At 59.4% G+C, this 11,395-nt stretch carries 12 protein-coding genes and 1 pseudogene; 4 read left to right on the top strand and 9 right to left on the bottom strand.

Translation table 11 applies throughout. The annotated features are described in order from the left end of the window. The first annotated feature begins 174 nt into the window (after positions 1-174). On the top strand, positions 175-1,788 hold the full coding sequence (locus KUF73_RS18855) for an inorganic phosphate transporter (protein WP_218439563.1): 1,614 nt from the start codon (positions 175-177) through the stop codon (positions 1,786-1,788). Between the two features lie 114 nt (positions 1,789-1,902). On the opposite strand, the pseudogene KUF73_RS18850 reads toward KUF73_RS18855, so the two are convergent. Both KUF73_RS18850 and KUF73_RS18845 read right to left on the bottom strand, forming a co-directional pair. Then, positions 1,903-2,307, bottom strand: a pseudogene (locus tag KUF73_RS18850) (LysR substrate-binding domain-containing protein); the annotation flags it as partial. Positions 2,308-2,388: 81 nt separating this feature from the next. Further along, on the bottom strand, positions 2,389-2,829 hold the full coding sequence (locus KUF73_RS18845; RefSeq protein WP_218439562.1) for a multidrug/biocide efflux PACE transporter: 441 nt from the start codon (positions 2,827-2,829) through the stop codon (positions 2,389-2,391). A 90-nt stretch (positions 2,830-2,919) separates the two neighbouring features. Here KUF73_RS18845 and KUF73_RS18840 point away from each other — a divergent pair, with 90 nt between their 5' ends. Beyond that, positions 2,920-3,774 (top strand): LysR family transcriptional regulator, encoded by an 855-nt coding sequence (locus KUF73_RS18840; RefSeq protein ID WP_218439561.1) that lies wholly within the window; start codon positions 2,920-2,922, stop codon positions 3,772-3,774. Between the two features lie 107 nt (positions 3,775-3,881). On the opposite strand, the gene KUF73_RS18835 is transcribed toward KUF73_RS18840, so the two are convergent. The 3 genes from KUF73_RS18835 to KUF73_RS18825 form a co-directional block, all read right to left on the bottom strand. Next, the gene (locus KUF73_RS18835) at positions 3,882-5,117 is read right to left on the bottom strand and encodes an RNA polymerase sigma factor (RefSeq protein WP_218439560.1); all 1,236 of its coding nucleotides are present in this window, start codon (positions 5,115-5,117) and stop codon (positions 3,882-3,884) included. Position 5,118: 1 nt separating this feature from the next. Continuing rightward, positions 5,119-5,463, bottom strand: coding sequence for a YciI family protein (locus KUF73_RS18830; RefSeq protein ID WP_218439559.1), 345 nt, complete (start codon positions 5,461-5,463; stop codon positions 5,119-5,121). 66 nt (positions 5,464-5,529) lie between these two features. Continuing rightward, positions 5,530-5,955: a nuclear transport factor 2 family protein gene (locus KUF73_RS18825; RefSeq protein ID WP_218439558.1), complete on the bottom strand. Its 426-nt coding sequence runs from the start codon at positions 5,953-5,955 to the stop codon at positions 5,530-5,532. Between the two features lie 141 nt (positions 5,956-6,096). Here KUF73_RS18825 and KUF73_RS18820 point away from each other — a divergent pair, with 141 nt between their 5' ends. Next, positions 6,097-6,582 carry an N-acetyltransferase gene (locus KUF73_RS18820; RefSeq protein WP_218439557.1) on the top strand — a complete coding sequence of 162 codons (486 nt, stop codon included), beginning with the start codon at positions 6,097-6,099 and terminating at the stop codon, positions 6,580-6,582. A 112-nt stretch (positions 6,583-6,694) separates the two neighbouring features. Here the strand turns inward: KUF73_RS18820 and KUF73_RS18815 are convergent, their stop codons facing one another. From KUF73_RS18815 to KUF73_RS18805, 3 genes are all read right to left on the bottom strand, one after another. Continuing rightward, positions 6,695-7,183, bottom strand: a complete 489-nt coding sequence (locus KUF73_RS18815) for a GNAT family N-acetyltransferase (protein ID WP_218439556.1) — start codon at positions 7,181-7,183, stop codon at positions 6,695-6,697. Between the two features lie 99 nt (positions 7,184-7,282). Continuing rightward, the gene (locus KUF73_RS18810; protein ID WP_218439555.1) at positions 7,283-7,768 is read right to left on the bottom strand and encodes a GyrI-like domain-containing protein; all 486 of its coding nucleotides are present in this window, start codon (positions 7,766-7,768) and stop codon (positions 7,283-7,285) included. Positions 7,769-7,834: 66 nt separating this feature from the next. Next, on the bottom strand, positions 7,835-8,497 hold the full coding sequence (locus KUF73_RS18805) for a LysE family translocator (RefSeq protein ID WP_218439554.1): 663 nt from the start codon (positions 8,495-8,497) through the stop codon (positions 7,835-7,837). 139 nt (positions 8,498-8,636) lie between these two features. On the opposite strand from KUF73_RS18805, the gene alaC reads away from it, so the two are divergent. Next, positions 8,637-9,845 carry an alanine transaminase gene (alaC, locus tag KUF73_RS18800; protein WP_218439553.1) on the top strand — a complete coding sequence of 403 codons (1,209 nt, stop codon included), beginning with the start codon at positions 8,637-8,639 and terminating at the stop codon, positions 9,843-9,845. Between the two features lie 159 nt (positions 9,846-10,004). Here the strand turns inward: alaC and KUF73_RS18795 are convergent, their stop codons facing one another. Continuing rightward, entirely contained in the window at positions 10,005-11,357 is a 1,353-nt protein-coding gene (locus tag KUF73_RS18795) for a GntP family permease (protein WP_218439552.1), read from the bottom strand. Between the last annotated feature and the right edge of the window lie 38 nt (positions 11,358-11,395).

The raw sequence follows: 11,395 nt of genomic DNA, 5'->3' as shown, positions 1-11,395 counted from the left end.
GATCGCAGCCTGCGTCAGCTCCTACAGGGATCGCATTTCAATGAAGGAGCTGGCGCAGGCTTCGATCTGTTGATTTTGCTTTTAAAAACCGCAAACACTGACCCAAAGCTGTCTCCCTGTAACAATTGGCAACGATTATCACGGGTACTCCTTCCCTCCTCAGGAATGTCCGTGATGGCTACGCCCTCCTTCACCGCCGCCCCGGTATCCGCCGGTAGCGCCAAGCCACAATTCGACAAGAAACCCGGCCTGCTGACCATCGTGGTGTTTTTTGCCGTGCTGTCCATCGGCTTGCTGTTCACTGCATACAGCCTGATGCACGACATGCACGAACTCGGCACGGTGGTCACCACCTGGACGCCGTTCCTGTTGTTGGGCGTGGCATTGTTGATCGCGCTTGGCTTCGAGTTCGTCAATGGCTTCCACGACACCGCCAACGCCGTCGCCACAGTGATTTACACCAACTCGTTGCCGCCGAACTTCGCGGTGGTCTGGTCCGGCTTTTTCAACTTCCTCGGCGTGTTGCTGTCCAGCGGTGCCGTGGCGTTCGGCATCATCGCGCTGCTGCCGGTGGAGCTGATCCTGCAAGTCGGTTCATCCGCCGGGTTCGCCATGATCTTCGCCCTGCTGATCGCGGCGATCCTGTGGAACCTCGGCACCTGGTGGCTGGGCCTGCCGGCGTCGTCGTCGCACACTTTGATCGGTTCGATCATCGGCGTCGGCGTCGCCAACGCGCTGATGCACGGACGCGACGGCACCAGCGGTGTGGACTGGGCGCAAGCAACCAAGATCGGTTACGCCCTGCTGCTTTCGCCACTGGTCGGCTTCGGCTGCGCAGCCCTGTTGTTGCTCGCCTTGCGTGCCTTCGTCAAGAACCGCGCGCTGTACAAAGAACCTAAAGGCGAAACCCCGCCACCGTGGTGGATTCGAGGCCTGCTGATCCTGACGTGCACCGGTGTGTCGTTCGCCCACGGTTCCAACGACGGTCAGAAAGGCATGGGCCTGATCATGCTGATTCTGGTCGGCACTCTGCCGATGGCCTACGCACTGAACCGCACCATGCCGGCGGACCAGGCGTTGCAGTTCGCGGCCGTCGCCGAAGTCACCCAGCAAGCGCTGGTCAAAGCTGCGCCACTGCCGGCGCCGGCCGATCCGCGCCCGGTGTTGTCCGATTACGTGCGGACCAAGGAAGTCACGCCGCAACTGGTTCCTGCGCTCGCCGCGCTGACGGGCAACATTGGTAACGAAGTGAAGGGTTACGGTTCGCTGTCGAAAGTTCCGGCCGAGGCCATGGGCAACGTGCGTAACGACATGTACCTGACCAGCGAAACCATTCGCCTGATGGACAAGAACAAGGTCGGCACTTTCGACGCCGACACCACCGGCAAGCTGCAACTGTTCAAGCAACAGATCGACAACGCCACGCGCTTTATTCCGTTGTGGGTGAAAATCGCGGTGGCCATCGCCCTGGGCCTGGGCACCATGGTCGGCTGGAAGCGCATCGTGGTGACGGTCGGCGAGAAGATCGGCAAGACCCATCTGACCTACGCCCAAGGCGCTTCGGCGGAAACCGTGGCCATGCTGACCATCGGCGCCGCTGACATGTTCGGCTTGCCGGTATCGACCACTCACGTGTTGTCGTCAGGCGTGGCCGGGACCATGGTCGCCAATGGCGGCGGCCTGCAGATGAAGACCATCCGCAACCTGCTGATGGCCTGGGTGCTGACCTTGCCGGCGGCGATTTTGTTGTCGGGCAGCCTGTATTGGTTGTTCACCCAAATCTTCTGAACACCGCAAAACACTGTGGGAGCGAGCTTGCTCGCGATTGCAATCTGACAGTCAACATGGATGTTGCATGTTTTGACCTCATCGCGAGCAAGCTCGCTCCCGCAGGGTAATGTGCTACGTCATGGACTGGATGATTTTCCCCAACCAATCCATGAACACTCTCACCCGCAGCGGCAAATGCCGTTGCCGGGCATACAGCAGCGACACCTCCATCGACGGCGCATTGAACTGCGGCAACACCGCCACCAGTTCACCGCTGAGCAAGTACGGGTGCATGCCCATCCTCGGCGCCTGGATCAGACCGAAACCCCCCAGGCACGCCGACTCGTAGGCATCGGTGCTGTTGACCGTGACACTCCCGCTCATCGGCAGTCGTTGTAGCTTGCCTTACGCCTCGTAGACAAACCCTTCAGACCGCGCACCCAGCACACCGACGTAATGCACCAGCCGATGTTGCGCAAGATCCTCCAGCCGCTCCGGCACGCCATACTGCTGCACATACCCTGGGCTAACGCAGTTGAAAAAATCGCAGCCTTCGGCAGCTCCTACAGGGAACGCATTCCAAATGTAGGCGCTGCCGAAGGCTACGATCTTTGGCTTTTACCCTTCACAAACCCTGCTGCGTATTACAAGCCGCTCCCGAACCACGTCATACACCCAGTGGTAAACGTAGGTGTAAGGCAGGAAAAACAGCAGCACGCCAATGTCCAGCAAGAACGCCTGCCACAGGCTGATGTTCAGCCACCAGGCAATCAGCGGCACGCCGAGTGCAACCAGGCCGCCTTCGAACAACAGCGCATGCACCACGCGGACCCAGGCGCTATGCACAATCGCGAAACGCTTGAGCAGCCGATCGAAAAAGCCGTTGAAGACCACGTTCCAGGCCAGGGCAAGGGCCGCTATGACGAGGGTGACGACGCCCATCTCCAGCATCGGTTTGTCCATGATCCATGCCAGTAACGGCGTACAAATCAAAATGGCCAGCAACTCGAAACCGATGGCCTGGAAAATACGTTCAGTGATGGATTTGTTGGCGCTCATGGCCTGCCCCCCTTGAGTGACTGTGGTTGCCATGGTCTTACATCGCATCGATACTTCATAACCAATAACCATCGATCAAGGCGATAGTTCATGGCTTCCCAGGAAGTGTTACAGGCGTTCGTCCAGGCCGCGACTCAAGGTTCGTTTTCTGCCGCGGCGCGTAAATTGGGGCGCAGTCAGTCGACCATCAGCGCGGCGGTAGCCAGCCTGGAGATCGACCTCAATCTGACGTTGTTCGACCGCAGCAGCCGCAAGCCCACGCTCACCCCGGCCGGGCATGTGATGCTGCAACGCGCCGAGGACATTCTCGCCGCCACCAGCCGCCTGGAAATGACCGCCAGCCAACTGTCCCAAGGGGTCGAGGCGAAGCTGACCGTGGCGCTTTCCGACACTTACCAGTCCGACCGATTCGAAGCGTCGCTCAGTGCCTTCGAGCAGCGTTATCCGGACCTGGAACTCGAATGCCTGATCGCTGAATGTGATGACCTGGTGTCGCTGGTTCAGAGCGGCCGGGCGCAGGTGGCCTTCGCCGAAATGCAGGACAGTTATCCGCCAGACCTGGTCAGCTCGACAGTGGACGAACGCACGGACATTGCTTTGTTCGTCTCTCCCCAACATCCCTTGGCCCTGCTGAAAAAGGTCAATCAGGAGCAGTTGCAACAGCATCGCGAGTTACGCCTGGCGACCATCGTCAATCCCTATGAAAGCCGAGCTAAGGGTCGCGTCTGGTCAGCCCCGAGTTACTTGATGCTGCTGGAAATGGCCCAGGGCGGATTCGGCTGGGCACCGTTGCCCCGCTGGCTGGTAGAGCGGTTTGGACCGGGCACTTTGCTGGAGCTGCAAGTGCGTGGCTGGCCGAAAACGGTGTCGGTGGATGCCCTGTGGTCGCGGCTGCATCCGCCGGGGCCGGCGGGGAGCTGGTTGTTGGGCAAGATGTTGGAATAGCGGCGTGGCCATTCGCGGGCAAGCCTCGCTCCTACAGGGTTTATTCGATACCTGTAGGAGCGAGGCTTGCCCGCGAAGAGGCCAGCAGCCACACAACAGATCCCAAGCTATTCCAGTTCCTTGAGCCGCCCCTCGATAAACCGCCGTTCCGGCACTTGCTGCGTCAACTCAAGCGCCCGCTCATACGCCTCCCGCGCTTGCTCCACCCTGCCCAACTGCCGACAAAACTCCGCCCGCGCCGAATGCGCCAGGTGATAATCCAGCAGTTCCCCCCGCGCCAGAATTGCCTCGACCAGCGCCAGCCCCGCCAACGGACCATCGCGTTTGGACATGGCCGCCGCGCGGTTCAATTCGATCACCGGCGATGGCATCGTCTGCAGCAGTACGTCATACAGCCCGACGATCTGTACCCAATCGGTTTCATCCACCGACGGCGCTTCGGCATGCACCGCCGCAATCGCCGCCTGCAAGCAATACGGGCCAAATCGGCGAGTGCCCAACGCCCGCTCCACCAGCGCACAACCTTCGGCAATCATCTCGCGGTCCCACACATGACGATCCTGCTCATCCAGCAAAATCAGTTCGCCGTTCGAGGATGTCCGGGCCATGCGCCGGGATTCATGCAGCAACATCAGCGCCAGCAATCCCATGACTTCCGGTTCAGGCAACAACTCCATCAACAGACGACCCAGGCGAATGGCTTCACGGGTCAAATCTTCGCGAGTTACCTGCGCACCGACCGACGCTGAATAGCCTTCGTTGAACACCAGATAAATCACCCGCAGCACGCTGTCGAGGCGTTCGGGCAGTTCTGCGAGGGACGGCACTTGGTAGGGGATTTTCGCGTCGCGGATTTTCGCCTTGGCGCGCACGATGCGCTGGGCGATGGTGGCCGGTGCCGAAAGAAAGGCCCGGGCGATTTCTTCCGTGGTCAGGTCGCAGACTTCGCGCAGGGTCAACGGGACTTGGGCGTCCGCCGCCAGTGCCGGGTGACAACAGGTAAAGATCAGGCGCAGGCGATCATCTTCCACGTCTTCGTCACTCCAGTCGGCCTGCTCCAGCGCCTCCAGTTGCGCGATCAACAACGGGCGAGATGCGGCGAAGCGTGCGCGCCGCCGCAACACGTCGATGGCCTTGAAACGCCCGGTAGACACCAGCCAGGTGCGCGGATTATCCGGCACGCCGTCCTGCTGCCAGCGCTCGACCGCGACGAAAAACGCCTCGTGCAAGGCTTCTTCAGCGAGGTCGAAATCGCCGAGCAAGCGGATCAGCGTCGCCAGGATTCGCCGCGACTCATCGCGATAAACCTGCTCGACCCGCGCCCGCACCGAAACGCCCGGCATCTCAGGGATTCAACTGGCGAACAGGGCGCACTTCGACACTGCCAACCCGGGCCGCCGGAATGTTTCCGGCGACCTGTAGAGCTTCATTGAGGTCCTTGGCATCAATCAGGTAGAAACCGGCCAATTGCTCCTTGGTTTCGGCGAACGGGCCATCAGTGATCGACACTTTGCCGTTGCGCATGCGCACGGTGGTGGCGGTCTGCACCGATTCCAGCGCCTCGGCCGCGATCATCCGGCCACCGCCCTGGATCGACTCGGCATAGGCCATGCACTCCTCGTCTTTCGGGCTTTCCGGCAGCGAATGCAGCAACTGTTCATCGCTGTAGACCAGGCATAAGTACTTCATCACGCTCTCCTTATCGACCGAACAACTATGGTCGCAGATTGGCATTCTGGCTTGGCTTCCCGACGATCAGGGCTTCAGATCGAACAAGGCTGCGCCGCTGGCCATGTCGAATGGCGCCGACCAGTGTTCATGGACGATCAGCCACACACCCCCTTCCTGCCGATAGCAGGCGGTACCGCGCATCCAGCAGGCTTGGGTTTCACCCTTGTCGTTAGTGCCTCCGCAATGGGTCAGCCAGTGGGCGAAGGCAATCTCTTGAGACGACTCGATCCGGATGTCGTGGAACTCAAAGATATGCGGGCCCGGGCACATCTTCATGCAATCCTCCCAATGCGCGCGATAGGCCTCTTTGCCTTTGAATTGCAGGGCCTTGACCGCGTCGAAGGAGACGATGTCACCGGCGTACAGGGTCATGACTTTGTCCACGTCCTTGGCCATGACGGCCTGGCGATAGGTCTCGATCAGGTTCTGGATTTCGGTCTGTGCATTCATGGTGGTTCTCCGTGTTTTTTGTTTTGAAGACACCCTTAGTCGTCTGGCAAAACAACAAATCGACAGTCGAAATAAAAATAACCCATGAATGCAAACTCGCTAGAATCCGAGGCTCATTTCTGTTGGAAAAAGGACACTCCAGTGACAGCCCGACTCGTGCCTTACGAAAGCCTGAATGCGCTGCAGCGCCAGCAGGTCGAGGCGATTGAAGTTCACCCGGAACAAATCAAGTTTTCCGGTGATATCCACGGTGCATTGCATACGCTGCTGTCGAAACCCGGCCCCGGCGTCAAAGGGTTCGCCTTGCTGGCCGATGCAGTTCCGGTCGCCTTCCTGCTGCTCAAACGCCCGCCGGTGCTGCCGGCCTGGGCCGACGAACACAGCGCCACCTTACATGCATTGCAGGTTGATCAACGTGCTCAGGGCAAAGGTTATGGCAAGGCTTGCCTGCACGGGTTACCCGAAGCAGCGCGCCTGGCCTGGCCGGAAATCAGAGGGCTGGAATTGTCGGTGGATGCGGATAACGCAGCCGCCATCGCGCTCTACAGCCAGTTCGGCTGGGTCGACAGTGGCGAAGCGTACAAGGGCCGGATCGGTTACGAACGGCGGATGGGTTTGATTTTCTGAATCGTCACAACCTCCTGCAGGAACTGCCGCAGGCTGCGATCTTTTGATTTTGTTTTTTCAAGATCAAAAACTCGCAGCCTCGTTGCACCCGACAGCTCCTACATCGGGCGTATTAGAGATTGAGGACCATCTCATGCCACGCCATCCCGCCATGGTCGGACGCCGATGGCTTGATATAGGCAAAACCAAACCCGGCGTAAAGCGGAATATGCCGCTCCTTGCACATCAGATGGATGCTGGCCTTGCCCATGTCGCGCATGCGTTCGATGAACTCCCCCATCAAGCGCTTCGCCAGGCCCAGCCCCTGAAAATCGGGATGCACCACCACCGACATGATCACCACGTGCGGTCCGGCCGGGTCGTGGCCGATCAACTCCTTGAACGCTTCGTCGGACATTTCCACCTGGAACGCCGCGCCGGAATTGATGAAACCGGCGATCACGCCGTCCACTTCAGCGACGATAAAACCCTCAGGCCAGGTGGCGATGCGGGTGGCGATTTTCTCGCGCGTTGCTGCTTCATCGCCCTCGTAGGCGACGGTTTCGATGGCAAAACAGCGGTCCAGATCGGCAGGCGTGACGTTGCGAATGACGATGTTCATAGCAGCTCGGAATCAGCGATGGAAAGACTGGGGATCATAAATCAGCAGCAAGGCGACATCGAGAAACGAATCGCCTGATCCGTCTCTCGATACAGGTTATCAGCCCTTGATCGGCAGCCAGATTTCCAGCTTGCCGGTATTGAGCTTGGGGTTGAAGTCTTCGCTGTAGCGTTCGAATTCCGGGGCGTCGGCCGCCTCTTTACCGGACTGCGGCAGCCAGGTTTTCCAAATGTACTGAAAGGTCTGCGGCAGGGAATCCAGTGACCCTTTGTGCTCGAACACGGCGTACTGCTGAGGCTGAACTTCAACCCAGCGATATTGTTCGGGCAAGTCATCCAGCTTGCTGATTTCCACCCCGGCGATGTACTCGAAGCTGCCCTTGCCGTCCGCATTGCAGCAGATGCCGTAGGTCACTTCGCCTTTCTGGCCCGGAACATTGCCGATGTGGGGAATGAATTTTTCCCAAAGTGCGGGGATGTCTTGGGTGGTTTGCTGGGTAAATCGTCCGCCAAGCCCTGCGATCAGCAGGAAGTGTCCGTGTTCGAAGCGAGGTTCAGTCACTTCGACGCTTTTTTGCTCATCCATGGCTCGACTCCTGGAAGGAAAAATGGGTTCGGCTGGGAGTATAGAAGCCAAACCCGTTTCGCCCACTTACAGCGCATGTAACTGTTCGACAGCGCCCGCACCGACAAACTCGTTGTAACCCGATAGGATCACGTACACCGCGAAATAGCAGAAGATCGCCGCCGATGCCATGTATGAGTAACGCAGTAGTTTGTCGCCGAGCAACTTGCCACCGTGGCTCGCGGCAAAACACAGACCCGCAGACCACAGCAACCCGGCGCAGAGAAATCCGCCGAGGAACAACGCCGAACTGAGCGGGCCACCGCCCCCGGAACGAGCGATCAGCGTGCCGCCCACGGCAGCGAACCAGAGAATCGCGCTGGGCGACGACATGGCGAGGAATATCCCACGGAAGAACTCCTTGCGATGCGAGTTGTGCCCCACCTCGGCAGTCTCGGCCAGCAGCGCCTCATGGTGAATCGCCGAATAGATCATCTTTGCCGCGAAGTAGATCAGCAGCGCCGAACCGCCGATCCACAGCACCCAACGCACGGTTTCGTATTGCAGCAAAACGGTCATGCCGGCCAGCGCCAGCACCGCGTAAATCAGGTCGCCGACACAAGTCCCCAGGCCCAATGCAAAGCCTTGAAAATAGCCGCGCTGCATGGCCAGCGTGATCATCGCAATGTTGGCCACGCCAATGTCCAGGCATAGCGAAAGGCTCAACAAGAAGCCACTGGTAAATTCCATCTAACCCTTTCCTTCGGAAAAATTTGTTTACAGAGAGGCTGGACAGTCTGCCACAGCTGACCGTACATTCCGCCACAGGTCACCGCAGTGACCAGCGTCGCTCGGACGGTTCCGGGCGCTTACGTTATCCGAGGCAACAATGGCCGAACAAGGTTCGCCGCGCCGCTTTGCGCGCATAGATCGACTCCCCCCTTACGTTTTCAACATCACCGCCGAGCTGAAGATGGCCGCCCGACGTCGTGGCGAAGACATCATCGACTTGAGCATGGGCAACCCCGACGGCGCCACGCCGCCGCACATTGTCGAAAAACTGGTCCAGGTCGCTCAGCGCGAAGACACGCACGGCTACTCGACGTCCAAGGGTATTCCGCGTTTGCGCCGGGCGATTTCCAACTGGTACAAGGAGCGCTACGAGGTCGACATCGACCCGGAAACCGAAGCCATTGTCACCATTGGTTCCAAGGAAGGCCTGGCGCATTTGATGCTGGCAACTCTCGACCAGGGCGACACCGTCCTGGTGCCGAACCCGAGCTACCCGATTCACATCTACGGTGCGGTGATTGCCGGCGCTCAGGTGCGTTCGGTGCCATTGGTGCCGGGCGTGGACTTCTTCGCCGAACTGGAACGGGCGATTCGCGGTTCGATCCCGAAGCCGAAAATGATGATCCTCGGCTTCCCGTCCAACCCGACCGCGCAGTGCGTGGAACTGGACTTCTTCGAACGGGTGATCGCCCTCGCCAAGCAGTACGACGTGCTGGTGGTGCATGACCTGGCTTACGCCGACATCGTCTACGACGGCTGGAAAGCCCCGTCGATCATGCAGGTGCCCGGCGCCAAGGACATTGCGGTGGAGTTTTTCACCCTGTCCAAGAGCTACAACATGGCCGGTTGGCGCATCGGCTTCATGGTCGGCAACCCGGAACTGGTCAACGCCCTGGCGCGGATCAAGAGCTATCACGACTACGGCACCTTTACCCCGTTGCAAGTGGCGGCGATTGCCGCACTCGAAGGCGATCAGCAATGCGTGCGCGACATCGCCGAGCAGTATCGGCAGCGCCGTAATGTGCTGGTCAAGGGCCTGCATGAACTGGGCTGGATGGTGGAAAACCCGAAAGCGTCGATGTACGTCTGGGCCAAGATCCCCGAGGCTTATTCGCACCTGGGCTCGCTGGAGTTCGCCAAAAAGCTGCTGGCCGAGGCCAAAGTCTGCGTCTCGCCGGGTGTGGGGTTTGGTGAGTATGGGGATGATCACGTGCGCTTCGCGCTGATCGAAAACCAGGACCGGATTCGTCAGGCCGTACGCGGGATTCGCGGAATGTTTCGGGCGGACGGGATCGTCAGCAAATAAATAACCTGTAGGCGCTGCCGCAGGCTGCGATCTTTTGATTTTGCTTTGTAAAAACAAGATCAAAAGATCGCAGCCTCGTTTTACTCGACAGCTCCTACATGGGAATTTCGCCCACAAAAAAACCGCATCGCTGCGGTTTTTTTGTGTCTTGCGAAACGGTTACACGAACATCGACAACAGCAGGATGAAGCCCAAACCTACTACCGACAGGATGGTTTCCATCGCGGTCCAGGTCTTGAAGGTTTCCGCCACGGTCATGTTGAAGTACTGCTTCACCAGCCAGAAACCGGCGTCGTTCACGTGGGACAGGATCAGCGAACCAGCACCGGTGGCCAATACCAGCAGCTCGCGGTTCACGCCCGGAATCATCCCGACCACCGGCACTACGATGCCTGCGCCAGTGATGGTCGCCACGGTCGCGGAACCGGTGGCGATACGAATCACAGCCGCCACCAGCCAGGCCAGCAGGATCGGCGAGATCTGCGCGTTCACTGCCATGTGGCCGATCACGTCTCCCACGCCGCTGGTCACCAGCATCTGCTTGAAGCCACCACCGGCACCGATGATCAGAATGATCGCCGCGGTCGGCGCAAGGCTGGCATCCAGCAACTTCAGAATGCGCTTGGAATCGATGCCCTGGCGGTGACCGAAGGTATACAGCGACAGCAGCAACGCCAGCAGCAGCGCCGAGATCGGGTGACCTGTCAAGTCCATGAAGGTGCGGAAGAAGTTGCCGTCCGGCAGCACCACATCAGCGAAGGTCTTGAGCAACATCAGGAACACCGGCAACAGCACGGTGACCAGGGTGATGCTGAAGCTTGGCAGGTCGGCTGATTCCGGCTCGCGGGCCAGTTGATCCACCAGTTCCTGATTAGGCGTGCCAGGGATGTACTTGGAAATGAAGGTGCCGTAGATCGGGCCTGCGATGATGGCCGTCGGCAGCGCAACGATCAGGCCGTACAGGATGGTTTTACCGATGTCGGCACCGAATACGCCAATCGCCAGCAGCGGGCCAGGGTGCGGTGGCACCAGACCGTGCACGGCGGACAGACCGGCCAGCAGCGGGATACCGATCTTGATGATCGACACACCGGTGCGACGGGCGACGATGAACACCAGCGGGATCAGCAGCACAAAGCCGATTTCGAAGAACAGCGGGATGCCAACCAGGAACGCGGCGAACATCATTGCCCACTGCACCTTGTCCTTGCCGAAGGCGCGGATCAGCGTCTGGGCGATCTGGTCAGCCCCACCCGACTCGGCCATCATTTTGCCAAGCATGGTGCCCAGCGCCAGGATGATGCCGACGAAACCGAGCACGCCACCGAAGCCGTCCTGGAACGCCTTGATCACGGTGCCGATCGGCATACCGGACGTCAGGCCAAGAAAGGCGGCGGCAATGATCAGGGCAATGAAAGGGTGAAACTTGAACTTGGTGATCAGGACAATAAGCCCGATTACCGTGACCACTGCATCGAGCAGCAGGAACGTCTCGTGGGACATGCCAAACATTAGGGGTGTCTCCTGGTTGTTGTTGTTATTAAAGCGGG

Source organism: Pseudomonas sp. PD9R, from assembly GCF_019200975.1.
GTDB lineage: Bacteria > Pseudomonadota > Gammaproteobacteria > Pseudomonadales > Pseudomonadaceae > Aquipseudomonas.
The sequence above is the reverse complement of the archived record's forward strand: the minus strand, read 5'-3'. Positions and strand labels throughout refer to the sequence as shown.

Excerpts from the sequence above, each read along its gene's own strand:
- KUF73_RS18855 (WP_218439563.1), top strand. The coding sequence starts at position 175 with ATGGCTACGCCCTCCTTCACCGCCGCCCCGGTATCCGCCGGTAGCGCC.
- KUF73_RS18845 (WP_218439562.1), bottom strand. The coding sequence starts at position 2,829 with ATGAGCGCCAACAAATCCATCACTGAACGTATTTTCCAGGCCATCGGT.
- KUF73_RS18840 (WP_218439561.1), top strand. The coding sequence starts at position 2,920 with ATGGCTTCCCAGGAAGTGTTACAGGCGTTCGTCCAGGCCGCGACTCAA.
- KUF73_RS18835 (WP_218439560.1), bottom strand. The coding sequence starts at position 5,117 with ATGCCGGGCGTTTCGGTGCGGGCGCGGGTCGAGCAGGTTTATCGCGAT.
- KUF73_RS18830 (WP_218439559.1), bottom strand. The coding sequence starts at position 5,463 with ATGAAGTACTTATGCCTGGTCTACAGCGATGAACAGTTGCTGCATTCG.
- KUF73_RS18825 (WP_218439558.1), bottom strand. The coding sequence starts at position 5,955 with ATGAATGCACAGACCGAAATCCAGAACCTGATCGAGACCTATCGCCAG.
- KUF73_RS18815 (WP_218439556.1), bottom strand. The coding sequence starts at position 7,183 with ATGAACATCGTCATTCGCAACGTCACGCCTGCCGATCTGGACCGCTGT.
- KUF73_RS18810 (WP_218439555.1), bottom strand. The coding sequence starts at position 7,768 with ATGGATGAGCAAAAAAGCGTCGAAGTGACTGAACCTCGCTTCGAACAC.
- KUF73_RS18805 (WP_218439554.1), bottom strand. The coding sequence starts at position 8,497 with ATGGAATTTACCAGTGGCTTCTTGTTGAGCCTTTCGCTATGCCTGGAC.
- alaC (WP_218439553.1), top strand. The coding sequence starts at position 8,637 with ATGGCCGAACAAGGTTCGCCGCGCCGCTTTGCGCGCATAGATCGACTC.
- KUF73_RS18795 (WP_218439552.1), bottom strand. The coding sequence starts at position 11,357 with ATGTTTGGCATGTCCCACGAGACGTTCCTGCTGCTCGATGCAGTGGTC.